This is a genomic window from Rossellomorea sp. y25 (genome assembly GCF_038049935.1).
Classification (GTDB): Bacteria; Bacillota; Bacilli; order Bacillales; family Bacillaceae_B; genus Rossellomorea.
Window position 1 is genome coordinate 2,615,439 of the sequence record NZ_CP145886.1, and the last position, 14,571, is coordinate 2,630,009.

At 40.0% G+C, this 14,571-nt stretch carries 17 protein-coding genes and 1 other annotated feature; of the genes, 4 read left to right on the forward strand and 13 right to left on the reverse strand.

Annotated features, from left to right (window positions below):
- Positions 1-47: 47 nt before the first annotated feature.
- The 3 genes from cspD to mscL form a co-directional block, all read right to left on the reverse strand.
- Positions 48-245, reverse strand: a complete 198-nt coding sequence (cspD, locus tag AAEM60_RS13110; RefSeq protein WP_032088076.1) for a cold-shock protein CspD — start codon at positions 243-245, stop codon at positions 48-50.
- Between the two features lie 186 nt (positions 246-431).
- A complete protein-coding gene (locus AAEM60_RS13115) occupies positions 432-986 on the reverse strand; it encodes a DUF664 domain-containing protein (RefSeq protein ID WP_341356479.1) in 555 nt (184 codons plus the stop codon).
- A gap of 82 nt (positions 987-1,068) precedes the next feature.
- On the reverse strand, positions 1,069-1,452 hold the full coding sequence (gene mscL / locus AAEM60_RS13120; RefSeq protein WP_341356480.1) for a large conductance mechanosensitive channel protein MscL: 384 nt from the start codon (positions 1,450-1,452) through the stop codon (positions 1,069-1,071).
- A 248-nt stretch (positions 1,453-1,700) separates the two neighbouring features.
- On the opposite strand from mscL, the gene AAEM60_RS13125 reads away from it, so the two are divergent.
- On the forward strand, positions 1,701-1,949 hold the full coding sequence (locus tag AAEM60_RS13125) for a DUF2164 domain-containing protein (protein WP_299737568.1): 249 nt from the start codon (positions 1,701-1,703) through the stop codon (positions 1,947-1,949).
- Between the two features lie 33 nt (positions 1,950-1,982).
- Here the strand turns inward: AAEM60_RS13125 and AAEM60_RS13130 are convergent, their stop codons facing one another.
- The 3 genes from AAEM60_RS13130 to AAEM60_RS13140 all read right to left on the reverse strand — a co-directional run bounded on the left by AAEM60_RS13130 (position 1,983) and on the right by AAEM60_RS13140 (position 5,227).
- Positions 1,983-2,432 carry a hypothetical protein gene (locus AAEM60_RS13130; protein ID WP_341356481.1) on the reverse strand — a complete coding sequence of 150 codons (450 nt, stop codon included), beginning with the start codon at positions 2,430-2,432 and terminating at the stop codon, positions 1,983-1,985.
- A gap of 968 nt (positions 2,433-3,400) precedes the next feature.
- Positions 3,401-4,018, reverse strand: a complete 618-nt coding sequence (locus tag AAEM60_RS13135; protein ID WP_299737572.1) for a CoA pyrophosphatase — start codon at positions 4,016-4,018, stop codon at positions 3,401-3,403.
- 225 nt (positions 4,019-4,243) lie between these two features.
- Positions 4,244-5,227 (reverse strand): cation diffusion facilitator family transporter, encoded by a 984-nt coding sequence (locus AAEM60_RS13140; protein WP_299737574.1) that lies wholly within the window; start codon positions 5,225-5,227, stop codon positions 4,244-4,246.
- 157 nt (positions 5,228-5,384) lie between these two features.
- On the opposite strand from AAEM60_RS13140, the gene AAEM60_RS13145 reads away from it, so the two are divergent.
- Both AAEM60_RS13145 and AAEM60_RS13150 read left to right on the forward strand, forming a co-directional pair.
- Positions 5,385-6,446: a DUF3900 domain-containing protein gene (locus AAEM60_RS13145; RefSeq protein ID WP_299737576.1), complete on the forward strand. Its 1,062-nt coding sequence runs from the start codon at positions 5,385-5,387 to the stop codon at positions 6,444-6,446.
- 119 nt (positions 6,447-6,565) lie between these two features.
- On the forward strand, positions 6,566-7,390 hold the full coding sequence (locus AAEM60_RS13150; protein ID WP_341356482.1) for a GNAT family N-acetyltransferase: 825 nt from the start codon (positions 6,566-6,568) through the stop codon (positions 7,388-7,390).
- Between the two features lie 53 nt (positions 7,391-7,443).
- Here AAEM60_RS13150 and AAEM60_RS13155 read toward each other — a convergent pair whose 3' ends face one another.
- A complete protein-coding gene (locus AAEM60_RS13155; RefSeq protein WP_341356483.1) occupies positions 7,444-7,932 on the reverse strand; it encodes a metallophosphoesterase family protein in 489 nt (162 codons plus the stop codon).
- A gap of 18 nt (positions 7,933-7,950) precedes the next feature.
- On the reverse strand, positions 7,951-9,609 hold the full coding sequence (metG, locus tag AAEM60_RS13160; RefSeq protein WP_341358001.1) for a methionine--tRNA ligase: 1,659 nt from the start codon (positions 9,607-9,609) through the stop codon (positions 7,951-7,953).
- A 35-nt stretch (positions 9,610-9,644) separates the two neighbouring features.
- Positions 9,645-9,909, reverse strand: a binding site (T-box leader).
- 136 nt (positions 9,910-10,045) lie between these two features.
- Between metG and AAEM60_RS13165 the strand changes: the two genes are divergently transcribed.
- Entirely contained in the window at positions 10,046-10,642 is a 597-nt protein-coding gene (locus AAEM60_RS13165; RefSeq protein WP_299737581.1) for a class I SAM-dependent methyltransferase, read from the forward strand.
- Positions 10,643-10,726: 84 nt separating this feature from the next.
- Here the strand turns inward: AAEM60_RS13165 and AAEM60_RS13170 are convergent, their stop codons facing one another.
- The 5 genes from AAEM60_RS13170 to trpB form a co-directional block, all read right to left on the reverse strand.
- Positions 10,727-11,092, reverse strand: coding sequence for a VOC family protein (locus AAEM60_RS13170; protein ID WP_299737583.1), 366 nt, complete (start codon positions 11,090-11,092; stop codon positions 10,727-10,729).
- Positions 11,093-11,104: 12 nt separating this feature from the next.
- Entirely contained in the window at positions 11,105-12,109 is a 1,005-nt protein-coding gene (locus AAEM60_RS13175; RefSeq protein ID WP_341356484.1) for a S66 peptidase family protein, read from the reverse strand.
- A 133-nt stretch (positions 12,110-12,242) separates the two neighbouring features.
- Positions 12,243-12,404 carry a hypothetical protein gene (locus tag AAEM60_RS13180; protein WP_299737587.1) on the reverse strand — a complete coding sequence of 54 codons (162 nt, stop codon included), beginning with the start codon at positions 12,402-12,404 and terminating at the stop codon, positions 12,243-12,245.
- 150 nt (positions 12,405-12,554) lie between these two features.
- Positions 12,555-13,346 carry a tryptophan synthase subunit alpha gene (trpA, locus tag AAEM60_RS13185; protein WP_299737590.1) on the reverse strand — a complete coding sequence of 264 codons (792 nt, stop codon included), beginning with the start codon at positions 13,344-13,346 and terminating at the stop codon, positions 12,555-12,557.
- Positions 13,339-14,541, reverse strand: a complete 1,203-nt coding sequence (gene trpB / locus AAEM60_RS13190; protein ID WP_299737593.1) for a tryptophan synthase subunit beta — start codon at positions 14,539-14,541, stop codon at positions 13,339-13,341. Before trpB ends, trpA begins: the two co-directional genes overlap by 8 nt.
- Between the last annotated feature and the right edge of the window lie 30 nt (positions 14,542-14,571).

Consider the following 14,571-nt stretch of genomic DNA (forward strand, 5'->3'; position numbering starts at 1 on the left):
CAGAGTACGTCAGCTGACGTACTCTGTTTGGAGTTTTTTCAATTGAATTACTTTTGAACGTTAGCTGCTTGTGGTCCACGAGCACCTTCAACGATTTCAAATGTAACGTCTTGACCTTCTTCTAATGATTTGTATCCTTCACCTTGGATAGCAGAGAAGTGAACGAAAACATCGTCTTGACCTTCAACTTCGATGAAACCGAAACCTTTTTCAGCGTTAAACCATTTAACTTTACCTTGTAACATAAAACAAGTACCTCCTAGTGCAGTTGCACATAAAAATATTTATATTCCTGCTCTGATTAAGATTCAAGACGAATGTTCTTCAATCATGCATATTAACCGAACAAAAATAACTATCTTTACTATAACAGAATCTCATGCAAAACTCAAGAATTTGAATGGGTCTTTTTGTAAAATGCGAACAAGGATTTAGTCCACCTTTGAAATATTGTGTTCTTTTGCATAGAGTTTTTTGATCATACGTATTTGTCCCCTATGATTGATTTCATCTTCAAATACATGAAACCATTTAAAGAAGTTATTTCCTTTTTCACCATACCACCAGTCCGTTTCTTCATATAGCCAATCCTCATCCAGTTGTTTGAACTGATCCACCGTTTTGTTCCTGGTCATCTGCAAGTTCTCAAGGTAAAAGTCGACTCTATTTCCATTAATCAATTCGGCTGCATTACTGCCTAAGCTTAAGGCAGGTTCCAATGTCATTGCGTATTCCTCGATTTCATCATCACTTAAATTTTCGAAAGTAAGCACCTGATATATTTTTTCAACTGCATCAAAATGGGCAAGAAGCATCCCGATTGAATTTGCTTCATCGTGACATCGGTAGTCAAGCATTTCCACCGGTAAGTCCTCCACTTCTCTTATAGAAGTGAAACGTGCATAATCCATCATTGAAAGGAGTAAAGAAAAGTCTTTCTTCATTCCATTTTTTTCTTTAATTAAATACATTGAGTTGATTTCCATTGTTTCTCCCCCTCTTATTCTTCTATTACTATATATTGGATAAATAATGGGAATCTCCTTGTTTATTTTGTCGATTATTCATTTATTTAGGACTGCGCTGGGGATCCTTCAATAAATCACGTATCTCTTTAAGCAGCTCTTCCTTCTGATCGACCTTCACTTCCGCTTTGACCTCTTCTTTGCGTTCCATTTTCTTATATAGCCGTATAATAAAGAATATGACGAGGGCTATGAGGAAGAAATCCACTACGTTTTGCAGGAACACGCCATATGTAATGACTGCATCTCCTACTGTAACTTTTAAGTTCGTAAAGCTGATGCCGCCAAGTAATATACCAAGAAGGGGCATGATGATGTCATCCACCAGGGATTTGACTATTTTACCAAAAGCAGCACCTATAATGACCGCCACTGCAAGATCTATAACATTTCCTTTTACGGCAAACTTTTGAAACTCCTGCCACATTCGCATTCTCCTTTTGTTTATATATAAATGTACAGGAACTTTTCCTGTCAGGAGTTAGTTTGCCACAATTATACAAATTTATATGATGTAATAGATTTCTTTCTGCTAAACTAGTCTTTCACTATTGGCCCTCCTACCATGTAATGAAGAGATCCCACGATGTCGCGCGTAAAAGCAGGCTGGGATTCATACCTGTCATCTTTCCGCTTATGTTACGATGGAAAGAAACAATAGGAGGAAAACTTATCATGTTTACGAAGATACCAAAAGAACAGAAAGACGCAATGATTGAACGGATTCAGACGTTTTATTATGAGCAGACCGGGGATGAAATCGGGGATTTAGGTGCTGAAAATTGGTTTGATTTCTTTATGAAAGAGATTGGACCCTACCTCTATAATCAAGGAGTAATGGATTCTAAAGATGTATTGATGGATAAGATGCTTCTTTTCGAAGATGATTTGTATGCTTTAAAAAGACCGATCAATACTAGATAATCAATATATAAAAAGGAGCAGGACATTACAATCCTACTCCTTTTTTACCTTATGAAGAACGCGTTCATCAATTCGACCGTTATCATTAACTACCTCAATCGTTACGGCTTCTCTGTCTTTATCCTTTATTTCACTTATCAGCTTATCGATCTCTTCCGGTTTTTTTATGTCTACTGTTTTCTTAACCTCAAACTCTTTTGATGATTCTCCCTGTTTACGGCTCTTTAACTCCTCATCTGTATAAATCAGATCGGTTCCCAGGGCGTTTTTTATCGTGGTTCCCTGTAGGAAGAAACGGGTTTGAAATGGAGTATTCGGTTCAAGTGCTTTGTCTGTTAGTACTCCTGTTAATGTAATCGTATTGGCCTTTTCATCTATTGTCACTCCACCATTCACGACCATTTCAGCAGCATTCCGGTTACATGCACTCAATAGAACGGCCATAAGCATTCCGGCTATGATTACTACTTTTGATCCTTTCACTAAAGTGTCCTCCTTATATGTATGTACACAATTATTTTACCAAATGTTAAATGAAAAGTGCCAGAAACAATTGTTTCCGGCACTTTTCGTCCTAATTTTTCAGGAAAGAGAAATGGAATATAATAATAGGGGACTTTATGTAAAATGTATAATTGAAATAGAAGTCTCAGGGGACGTATTGAGGTTAGATATATATTCTCCAAGAAACTTGAAGGCCGGTAGTGAAAGGACATAGCTATCCATTTTTTAATAATAAAACGAAAAATCACTTGGTGGCTGGATCAAAGTCGCCAAGTCCACTCTTATTTATACTACACAGAGTGTACTGATTATTCATATAGCTTTGTTGTATCTTCATTATTTCTGTTTGATCTTACCACCAATCGAATACATCCAATAATACAACCGGACAATTGTTAAGATATTGATAGATCAATCATTACTAATAGAGGAGCAAAGGAATCTTAGATGAACGGGATAGAATTCAGTTATATATATCGGCTTGATGACTTCACGAGCATAAGGGAATTTGAATTTTCAATAAATAGCATAAAAAGAATTCCTATTCATTACTTTTTGAGATGCTTATTACAGACAGCTTTAAGGATAAACAATTTTTCCTGTACACTTAACATTCTCCAGCACTTAGCACGAATAATCATAGTTATTTCCCCTCTCCTTCTTTTCATCATCTTTTGCTTACTTGTCTTTACCTCCATTTAAACCATTACAAACACTTCAATTTGCTACATATAAACAAAAAAAAATACTTTCTCCGACATGTTGCCCTATCGAAAAAAGTATTAATTGAAAACGAATGTCAATCCGTATGGGTAATTGTAGAATTTCTTTTTAGAAAAATGCTGTTCTCGTAAACTTTGTTGCTTTTGAAAAAGCGAGTAGTGGTTGATTTTTTTTCTACTTCTACTTTTAGATAGTTTTAGATTACAGCTTATTGATCAGACTATTCACGAAAGAAGTTTCACAAAATGATGAAGAACTCTGGCTGTCAGCCCCCATATGACCTTGTCTTCATAGTAGTAAAAATGTTCTTTCATATTTCTTGCTTGCCAGTTGTAATTTTCTCCACCCGGGATTCGTTTGAAAGGAAAGCTCTCTTCCGGCTCCATCTTGAACTTGATATTATACAAGTCCGGTTCCTTTTCCTGAAGATAGGTTAATGGTGTAGTAAAGATTTCTTCCACCTCAGCTTGATTCGGTTTTAATTCTTTCAAGGATACATTTATCTTACCTACAAATGGATAAATGATCGTCCCAAAAGGAGACACGATATAATCGAGTGGATACACATCCGTAATGGTATCCGTATGAATCCCCAGTTCTTCTGATGTCTCACGAATAGCTGCCGATTTCTCATCTGAATCACTTCGATCGATCCGCCCCCCGGGAAAACAAATTTCCCCTGGTTGTCTTCTCATATTTAAGGAACGAACTTCAAATAAAACATGCGTTTGGCCGTTAACCTCAATCAAAGGAAGTAGAATAGCATATTCAGAAAATGTTTCACTTCCAAGTACTTTCGGTGTTCTTTCTTTGAATAGCTGCAGTATCTCATTCACATCCATACTATCCCCCCTTGTTTAGATAATCTATTCTATGATTTTCTTTATTATAGTATGAACAAGTAGCAAGACCAAACTATACGTTTCCCCACTTGGCTATCTATCCATAACACTAACTCTTAGAAGCTGTTTTTCCAATTGGAGATCATCTGTCCCGATCTTAATTCATTGCCTCAAATCCAAAAAAATAAACATCCTGCTGAACTTATCGGCAGGATGCTTTGTTTCTTATTGTTTCTCCGAATTATTTCCTTTCCATCCCTGAATTCCATCGTCTTCGATGATCCCCAACGTTACGTCCGCAATATCCGGATCACTCATCAATTTTTCTTGAACAGAGAATTTAATATCATCTGCTTCCGAAAGGGGTAATCCTCTTTTCAGTTCAAGATACGATTCAACATGATAGTATCGACCTTCCTGAGTGATCCTTAGTTTGTAGATATCGATTACTGCTTCGTGCTCAAAGATCGCACTTGCGATTCGGTCCTCGACTTCCTTTGGAGCAGCCACTCCTATCAGACCGACCATGTTGTCATAACCGACTCTGAAGGCGACTCCAACCATGAGGAAACCAATCACAATGGTGACGATCCCATCCAGTAGCTGATAGGCAGAGAAATAGGACACCAATACGGCAATCAGAGCTAAGATAGCCCCTGAAACAGCGACCAAATCCTCATAAAAAACGAGCCTTGTCGGTGGTGAAGCACGCTTTACGTTTTTAAACGCTCCTGAGAAAATTCCCAACCCCGTGCTTTCAGCTCTTGCTTCCTGTCCGATTTCCCTCATTACTTTATAGAGAATGGCACCATCGATAAGGATATTCAATAGTAATACCGACACATTCAGCCAAATGCCCTTTACCAGAGCGGGATGTTTTAGTAAATGAATCCCTTCTCTTATGGTTTCATAGGCCATGATGGAAACAACGATAACCGCAACCATGCAGAAAAGATTGATGACTCTTCCAAATCCTGTCGGGAATTTCTCCGTTGGTTGTTTTTCTGAAAGAACACTTCCTATAAATACAAAGCCTTGGTTCACTGCATCAGCTAAGGAATGCATCGCCGAGGCAAACATTGCTCCACTTCCACTGATGAAGTAGGCTATCCCCTTTGCAATCGCCAGAATTCCGTTCCCCACCATAGCGAAAAACGATGACTTGTTTCCTTTCTTCACTAATGAAAAAAATGATTGATCCCCCAACATTTCACACCACCTATACTTAATACTTAACAAGTAGTATCTCACTAGAAAGAACTTTCATAAGCCAATTGACGAACCTTTTCAGCTTTTCTATACTGTAACAATGAATGTATAGATGATTACATGTAAAACGAATCTATTTAGGTCAGGAGAACAAAACATGGATTTTACTATTCAAAACCTTTCCTTTTACTTAATACAGGTAGAGGGCAAAGGGGAAGAAGCCGATAAACGACATAAGCATTTTCAAACATTAACCGGAGCCGAATATGAGGAGAGCCCGTTAAAAAATTTTTTAGATGGGGAACTAACCAAGATTGTAAAACGGAAGGTAGATCGACATTCAAAGTCTGAATCTGCTCCAACCAAAATTGGACGCTTTGTAGTGGAACCGGGTCATGAACTGACTTCCAATCCAAATTATAATTTATTTCACCGCACCCGGTTTGCAGAAAACAAAGAGGACTTTCGAGAAGCCTGTGATCAAATCGTTCAAATGTACATAGAAGCAAGTGCTATCCGCGGTGGTGCTTTCCTCGTTGCCACAGCCAAGCTGACGAAATTCTTCGACGATCCTTTTGTGTTCATCATGAAATGTGATTTTGAACCAAAGGTTGCCACCATAACCGATGAAGCGACTCTGATTCACAATGTCGAAATGGCGATTACGACGAAAAACATGAAATCCATCCAATACCCCTATATGCCTGAGGAAGGCATGATGGACTCTGCCGAAATCAAAATCCATCAAGCATCACACGCCAGATACTTTGAAGATTTCTTAAAATGGGTGGAATATGAAAAGTCAATGCCGGAAATCGTGAAATCCCAAGTGTACGGGATGGTGAAGGAACATATTTCCGAAACGTATGCTGAAGAAAGCGACGAACGGGTTGAATTTGAAGAAGCGGTGGAAGAATGGGCAATCAGTCCAAAGCGTGAGCTTCAGGAAAGGTTCACAACTGAACAAGTGGTAGAAGCCACCTCCCAAATCGTCGAGCAGTCACCAGAAGTCGAACTGAAGGTGAAACTTGATCATGTCTCTGTTAAAGCTCTTCTTTCCGACTTTGGTGATAGCATTCATCTGGCGAAAGTGAACGGTCGATATGTACTGATGATCGAAAGCGAGTCCGTCATGTTTGAAAAAGGCTTCTCACCTCTTGAATTTTTAAAGCCGGATGAGTTGCATGAAGTGATTCAGCGAATACAAGAAAAAGAATAAGAAGGGGCCATATTTTAAAATACATGGCTCTTTTTTAAAAACCCTCTTGTCTAAATGAAGGAATTTTCATAAAATTTAGTAAGTGAATTCTTTACATTATGAATAATTGGGGATGAAACATGCTTACTTCAAAACAGCTTCAAGACATTAAAAGCCTGCAGATCGTCTGCGAAAAGCACGAAGAGATAAAATTAAAACTGAACTGGGATATGCTTAAAAACCGAACAAACAGCCTGGATGATTTTCTTCTTTACAAAGAGGAGCAACTGATTGGGTTTTTAGGGTTGTACGGCTTTGGAGAAACATATGAATTATGTGGGATGATTCACCCGGATTACCGTAAACAACAACTATTTAGAGAACTATTCCAGGAAGCCATCCAATCACTAAGGTCACGGTCTGTTCAAAAACTCTTACTGAATTCTCCCGGTTCTTCGGCATCTGGGAAGGAATTTATTGAAAAAATAAAAGCCTCTTATGATTTTACAGAATATGAAATGAAGTGGAATAATAAAACCTTGTCCTTAAACAACACTGATCTTCAATTACGGAATGCTTCTGAAAAGGATTTAGAAACAATCATTGACCTTGATGAAAAATGCTTTCATGTTGTAAGGTCTGATGCTGAATCCTATACCAAGAGATTGCTTGAAGAATCAGGGGAAGGCAATTTAATGATTGTCTATAATGGAGCAACCGTAGGGAAGATTAGAATCCAACGAGTGGACAATCGAAGCTTTATTTATGGATTTGCTATCCATCCCTCCCATCAGGGAAAAGGCATCGGTAGAAATGCCCTGTCTCAAGTCGTGATGCAGGAATCCCAGTGGACCAGCGATATTTACCTGGATGTAGCTGCTACAAACAGGAATGCACTTAAGCTTTATGAATCAAGTGGTTTTCAAACCTTCTATAATCAGGATTACTACCAGTTTTCTTTATAAGATATAAGCCATATTAACGAGTAAAGCACAGAGGTTCAGACCCCTGTGCTTTTTTAGCGGTAAAATTTATGTTCTATTTTCCACGTATCTTCAATGGTCAAAACACCATGGGAGAAGTAAGGAAGTTTTCGTTTATCCGTGGGAGAACCAGGATTAAACAACAGTCTCCCTTTCATATAGCGGGAGTATGGGATATGTGAATGACCAAAGACGATCAAGTCTACCTCATCAGATTCGAACGCTTCAAGAGCTCTTTTCTCCGTAGTTTTCCCCTTCCCGTCTCCGTGCACCACGCCGATTTTCAGTCCTTGTTTCTGGATGATTCTTTTTTGGGGAAGAAGAGCCTGAAGATCTGCATTGTCGACATTTCCGACAACGGCAATCAGTTCTCCGTACTCCATAAACTCTTTATAAACATCGAATGTTTGAAAGTCTCCGGCATGGATGATTAAATCATTTTTCCTGAGATCTTCCTTCAGAATTTCCGGAAGCCCTCTCCTTTTTTTAGGCATGTGGGTATCGGACACAACTATAATCTTCATCTCATACTCCTTTTGGCTTCACTGTGCTTTTTCTTTCAATTGTTTCCGTTCTATCTCAATTTGATCAAGGTCAATTCGGTTAAACAATGGTGTTGTCGCTTCAATGGCGATTTCTATCGGCAAACCTACCGGCGCCCATACGGATTGCCCGCTCAACCCCAGTTGACCAGTTAATTTTGAAGAAGTGAAGGGGAGGAACGGTTGAATGAGATTCCTTAAATTACATAATAGGTACAGGAATTCCTCTAATATCTTTCTTCCTTTTTCCCTATCCTCTTTTAATACATTCCACGGTTTCAATTCATCAAAACGCTTATTCGACCATCGAATGAATTCGAATGCTATTTCAATTCCCTGTCGAGTGTTACCGTCCTCAATCGATTGGCCAACAGAATAAAATGTTTCTTCTATTTTATCCTTAACAACATTAGGTACACTAGAAAGCGAAACGTTATGACCAAATTCTTTCCCATAAAATTTTAACGTGCGTTGAACCAGATTCCCCAGAGCTCCCAGCAGTTCACTGTTATGACTATAAATGAATTCTCTCCAGGAGAAATCTGCATCTCTCTTTTCCGGTGCATTAATGGTGAGAAAATACCGAATGGAATCTGGATGATACTCGTTTAGGAGATCCTTCACCCAAACAGCCCAATTCCCACTCGTTGAAATTTTCTTTTTCTCAAGCGTCAAGTATTCATTTGAAACAATATAGTCAGGTAGATTCCTTTCGCCAATTCCTATAAGAATGGCCGGCCAGATAATACTATGAAAAGGGATATTATCTTTTCCATGAACATAATAGGACGTGGTTTCCTCCTGCCAAAAGTCCCTCCACTCACGCTGATGCTCCCTCGCCCACTTTTTTGAAGCACTCAAGTAGCCACTCACTGCTTCTATCCAAACATATATTTTCTTATCTTGAAAACCTTGAATCGGGACTTGCACACCATTCTCTAAATCCCTTGTCACCGGCCGGTCATGCAAGCCTTCCTTTAAATAGCGTTCTGTGAGCTGAAGGGCATTATCTCTCCACCCTGTGCCGTTATCCATCAGTAATTGTTGAAGAGGCTCCTGCAATTTAGAAAGGGAGAAATATAAATGCTTTGTCGTTTTCAGCACCGGTTCATGACCACAGAGCTTGCAGGTTTTATCCATTAAATCAGTAGGGTCTAAAACCGTCGAGCATTGATCACACTGATCACCTCTTGCCCTCGAACCACAAACGGGACAGACTCCTTCCACAAACCGATCAGGCAGAAATTGATGATCATGCTCACAATACGTTTGCTCCACTTCTTTTTCATAAAGCCAGCCCCGTTGATAAAGGGTGGTAAAGATGCTTCGAACTTCTTCATGATGATGTGAGTGATCAGTTCTTGTATACTCATCATAGCTAAAACCTAAGGCGTGGAAACACTCCAGGAATTCGTTGTGATATCGATTCGCGACCTCTTCAATACTTGTTCCTTCCTGTCTGGCCCTAATACCAATGGGGGTCCCATTACAGTCACTTCCTGACACGTAGAGAACATCCTCTCCTTTTAGTCGGTAATACCGTGCAATTATGTCCCCTGGCAATAGGGCTGCGATGTGACCTAAATGTAACGACCCATTCGCGTATGGCCAAGCGCCACCAATAAATATAGTCATGACCTTTTCCTCCTCCTGAACAATATAAAAAACCCCTCGTCCTTAGATATCGATCGACATCTAAGGACGAGGGGCTGAACTCGTGGTACCACCTTAGTTTATAGCTTGCTCACACAAGTCTATCTCAGCAAGTACGGAGCATAAAAAAGCTCTTATACCGTGACATGGATAACGGATGCCCACTCCCGTCCTACCCTACACCAAAACGGTTCGAGTAGAATGCTCCGAGACCATTTTCCATAACGAGTTACCCTGCTTCTTTTCAGCTACCGAAGCTCTCTGATAAAGGACTCATCTATGGACTCTTCTCATCAACGCAAGTTAGATTTGTTTATATTATGCCACTTTTTTAAAAAATTGCAACATTTCTTTAAAGGTTTTATTTGTGTGTATTAGTGGAAAGGTGAATAGACGATACTATTTTATTAGGCCAGATTTCATCAAAAGAGGTGATGCCCTGTTGTTTTCATTACAAAAGCAATTCAAGCGTCCTAATGGATTACTCGGCTGGTTTGCCGGAAAAGTAATGGAATTCGATAATAGAAAAATAAATAATTGGTCCATTAAGCAATTGTCGATTAAAGATGGCGATCATATTTTGGAAGTAGGCTATGGGCCCGGATATTGTATTCATCGCATTTCAAGTCATTTCCCTAAATCGCTTGTGGATGGGGTTGATATTTCTGACACAATGAAGAATGCTGCACAGAATAAGAATGAAAAAGCCATTGAGAATGGAAGAGTTCGGTTATTTCTTCATGATATCAGTCAATTTGAATTGAACAATGTTGAGTACGATCGGATTTTTTCCGTCAATAACTATCCACTATGGAAGGACCAGGAAAAATCCCTTTCACATTTATATAATATGCTTAAAAAGGGCGGCACCCTTCTCATCACCGTTCAACCACGCGGGGATGAAGAAAGGGATAGCCGGGCGAAACACTATGGTGAAAGTATTTCTGAAGCTTTGCATGAAGCTGGCTTTAAAGATATCACTCTTTCTTATAAAAATGTTAAACCCGCTTTAACGGTATGTGTGAAGGGTGTGAAGTAGATTTGCATAAACAAGAACCTCCTGAAGAAAATCAATTCCTATAGGAGGTTTTTTCCTATACCGTTTACATATATTCAATCCTCTTTAACCCGTGCAAATCATTAATAAATTCCCGTTGATATCCCTAAAGTTAAAATATGAAAAGTCTGGAAACGTGATGATCCCTGATTCAAATGTGACTTTCTTTTCGTGAAAGTCTTCTCTTACTTTTTCAATTTGAGTCGTATGGAAATTGCAGATGGGAACATTAGAAACAGGTGGAGTGAATCCTTTTTCCTCTTCTAAAGTTAGGGATGTTTCCCCCATCTGAAAAGTATATACGGGAAGCTCCCCAATCTCCTTATACTGCACGGGATCGATTTCAAAACCTAGCACTTTTCCGTACCAATCCACAGACTCCTTTAGATTAAACACGGGAATAAACACTGTATTCAGCTTTCTTTGAATCATATGAACTCCTCCTTATGTAGCCGGCTTTTCCACCAGGTCAAAGTCAATTTGATTTCCGTGAACTTCAAGCCGGGCTCGGATTCCGTTTGGAAGGATAAACATAGGATCAGTATGACCGAAATCCAGGTCCGTAACGACTGGGATTTCATACCCCTCTGTTACACGGGATAAAATGCCGGCCAGTTGATTTTCTTTGAAGCTAACGTGATCATGAAAGCGTCCAATGACAAGACCTTTAATTTTAGAATATACCCCCATGTGTCTGAGTTGAGTTAAATATCGATCAATTGACGACGGGGTTTCCTCTGGATCATCTTCAATACATAAGATGGCACCATCGAGATCCGGAAAGTATTCTGTTCCTGCGAGAAGGAGCATGGTTCCCATATTGGCTGCAATGATTTTCCCTTCTGCTCTTCCTTCTTTGACTACACGAGGTCCCTTATTTTCAACTTGTTCTCTTAAACGATTGTCTTCTTCGTCCCACCATAAATGTTCCATTACATAGGATGGAGAGGCAGAGTAATCTACTCTTTCTCCTTGAACGAGTGATTGGAAAAAGTGTTCCTTTGTGTATGTTAGTACTCCTCCATATTCCCCAAACTGAGGCAGAACGGCAGGTCCAAGATATGTTGTGAGGCCGGTAATTTGATAAATTGCCATGTGGAGAGCGGTTATGTCACTGAAGCCGAGAAAAACTTTTGGATTATTTTGGATTAATGAGAAATCAAGATGATCCAGAAGTTGATGAGAACAGGTTCCTCCTATTGTGGTGATGATGGCTTTTACATTCTTATCCCCGAAGAGATTATGCAGGTCCTCCACTCTTTCCTCAACGGTACCAGCCATATACTCTTGTATTTTCAACGTGTTTGGCGCTACTTTCACGTTAAAGCCCAACCTCTTAAGCTCTTCAATCCCCCTTTTCAATCTTTTAGGGCAATGAGCAGCGACTGGAGAAGATGGGGAACAAATCCCAATCGTATCTCCTATTTTTAATCGATTTGGAATCGTCATCCGTCTGACCTCTCTATCAATTATGTCTTATATTGTCAGATTAATTGAAATAGTAGTACAATACAACCTTAATCTTCGTATTTCTGATCTGAAAATAAAACAGCCAGCCCACTTAGGACTGACTGTACCCATTTTACTCTTCCGTGTTGCTTTCTTCAGTGTTGCTTTCTTCTTCCATGTTTTCTTCCGTTTCAGTTCCTGTGTCTTCCTCTGTGTCACTGCTGCATCCGGCTGCAAATGTTACTACTGATAGAGCTGTCATTAACATTAATAACCACTTTTTCATACTTTTCATTTTAATAGCCTCCTGTTATGATGCTTTGTTCAACTACATCTCTATCATACTGATTTCACGAGGAAAAAGAAGGCTATTTACCTTTATTTAACACACATTTAGAATCTGTTAATCTAGGCGTTCATTTATTTACGAATAATTCAGTAATCTTTACAAATGTAATGCTTTAGCCTTTGAAGCACTGATTAATTCTTTTATTTCCTCAAACGATTCATGCTGGATCAAATCGATTATTTTGCTTCCAACGACTACTCCATCACAGTACTTACTCATGGTACGCACATGTTCAGGAGTGGATATTCCAAACCCCGCAAGTACTGGGACCGGACTGTTTTCTTTCAATTTATTTAGGTGATCTGAAATATCGTTGCCAAACCCTTCTCTCGTTCCTGTAATACCATTAATCGTAACAGCATAAAGGAAACCTTCAGTAACGGAAGCTAATTTCTGAATTCTCTCTAACGGACTCGTAAGCGTTGCTAATTGAATAAGGGCGATACCATTTTCTTGAGATGGTCCCCTAACCAATTCATGATGTTCAAGTGGCAGATCAGGAATGATCACACCGTCCACCCCTGCATCCTTACAATCCCGAAAGAAACGCTCCACTCCATATTTGTAGATGGGGTTAATATATGTCATAAAGACTAACGGAATGCCAATTTCCTTTCTGCTTTCCTTTAACACTTCAAAAACCTTTTGTAGTGTCGTCCCATTTTCCAGGGCCCGCTTCCCCGCCTCTTGGATGGTCGGTCCGTCGGCAACGGGATCCGAGAACGGGATCCCGACTTCAATGGCCGTCGCTCCTCTTTCTTCGAGCATTTTCAAAGTCGATATCAAGGACTCTATCCCCCCATCCCCTGCCATCACGTAAGGAATGAACAGTTTATTTCCTTTATCCAGTTCAGCTTTAAACGTGTTTTCAAGAAATGTTTTACCCATGTTGACTACCTCCCAGCAACTCTTTCACTTGTTCCACATCTTTATCTCCTCTACCTGACAAACAGATGACAACCGATTCTTCTGTTGACATATTTTCAGCTAACTTCACCGCATAGGCGACTGCATGTGAGCTTTCCAGTGCTGGTATAATCCCCTCTGTCTGGGATAATTGCTTAAATGCCGCTAATGCTTCCACGTCTGAGATCGACGAATATTCCACTCTATCAATATCTTTCAAGTAGCTATGTTCCGGACCGACACCAGGGTAATCAAGGCCTGCTGAAACCGAGTGGGCTTCTTGAATCTGCCCTTCATCATTTTGCAGCAGATACATCATACTGCCATGAAGAATCCCGACGGACCCCTTTGTTAATGTGGCTGCATGTTTGTCGGTTTCAATCCCGCTTCCAGCCGCTTCCACACCGTATAAGTCAACTTCTCTATCATCAATGAACGGGTGAAACATTCCGATGGCATTGCTGCCGCCTCCAACACAAGCGACGATGGCCTTTGGCAGGCATTTTTCTTTTTCGAAGAATTGTCGCTTTGTTTCTTTCCCGATCACACTTTGAAAATCCCGTACCATTTTAGGAAATGGGTGTGGTCCCAAAACGGAGCCAATAATGTAGTGTGTGTCCTCTACATTCGCTACCCAGTAGCGCAGAGCTTCATTGACTGCATCTTTTAATGTGGCACTTCCCTGGGTGACACTCACCACTTTCGCTCCCATTAACTCCATTCTGAATACGTTGAGCTTCTGTCTGCGAATGTCTTGCTCCCCCATAAAAATGACGCAATCCAGGTTTAATAGAGCGCATACGGTTGCCGTCGCCACACCGTGCTGCCCTGCCCCTGTTTCCGCCACGATTTTTCTTTTGCCCATCCGTTCTGCAAGCAGGGCCTGACCGATTGTATTATTGATTTTGTGAGCACCCGTATGATTGAGATCCTCACGTTTTAAATAGATTTTCGCTCCCCCTACCTGTTTGCTTAGATTTTCAGCAAAGTAGAGTGGGTTTTCTCTTCCTACATAATCCTTTAAGTAGTTTTGAAGTTTCACTTGGAATTCTTCATCCTTAGAGGCTTCATCATAAGCCTCTTCCAATTCTTGAACAGCCTTCATCAATGATTCCGGAACGAACCTTCCCCCGAATTGCCCGAATAACCCTTTTTGATCTGGTTGTGCGTATATCATCTCAATTCCTCCATTCATTGATTTAATCAA

Excerpts from the sequence above, each read along its gene's own strand:
- cspD (WP_032088076.1), bottom strand. The coding sequence starts at position 245 with ATGTTACAAGGTAAAGTTAAATGGTTTAACGCTGAAAAAGGTTTCGGT.
- AAEM60_RS13115 (WP_341356479.1), bottom strand. The coding sequence starts at position 986 with ATGGAAATCAACTCAATGTATTTAATTAAAGAAAAAAATGGAATGAAG.
- mscL (WP_341356480.1), bottom strand. The coding sequence starts at position 1,452 with ATGTGGCAGGAGTTTCAAAAGTTTGCCGTAAAAGGAAATGTTATAGAT.
- AAEM60_RS13125 (WP_299737568.1), top strand. The coding sequence starts at position 1,701 with ATGTTTACGAAGATACCAAAAGAACAGAAAGACGCAATGATTGAACGG.
- AAEM60_RS13135 (WP_299737572.1), bottom strand. The coding sequence starts at position 4,018 with ATGGATGTGAATGAGATACTGCAGCTATTCAAAGAAAGAACACCGAAA.
- AAEM60_RS13140 (WP_299737574.1), bottom strand. The coding sequence starts at position 5,227 with ATGTTGGGGGATCAATCATTTTTTTCATTAGTGAAGAAAGGAAACAAG.
- AAEM60_RS13145 (WP_299737576.1), top strand. The coding sequence starts at position 5,385 with ATGGATTTTACTATTCAAAACCTTTCCTTTTACTTAATACAGGTAGAG.
- AAEM60_RS13150 (WP_341356482.1), top strand. The coding sequence starts at position 6,566 with ATGCTTACTTCAAAACAGCTTCAAGACATTAAAAGCCTGCAGATCGTC.
- AAEM60_RS13155 (WP_341356483.1), bottom strand. The coding sequence starts at position 7,932 with ATGAAGATTATAGTTGTGTCCGATACCCACATGCCTAAAAAAAGGAGA.
- AAEM60_RS13170 (WP_299737583.1), bottom strand. The coding sequence starts at position 11,092 with ATGATTCAAAGAAAGCTGAATACAGTGTTTATTCCCGTGTTTAATCTA.
- AAEM60_RS13175 (WP_341356484.1), bottom strand. The coding sequence starts at position 12,109 with ATGACGATTCCAAATCGATTAAAAATAGGAGATACGATTGGGATTTGT.
- AAEM60_RS13180 (WP_299737587.1), bottom strand. The coding sequence starts at position 12,404 with ATGAAAAGTATGAAAAAGTGGTTATTAATGTTAATGACAGCTCTATCA.
- trpA (WP_299737590.1), bottom strand. The coding sequence starts at position 13,346 with ATGGGTAAAACATTTCTTGAAAACACGTTTAAAGCTGAACTGGATAAA.
- trpB (WP_299737593.1), bottom strand. The coding sequence starts at position 14,541 with ATGATATACGCACAACCAGATCAAAAAGGGTTATTCGGGCAATTCGGG.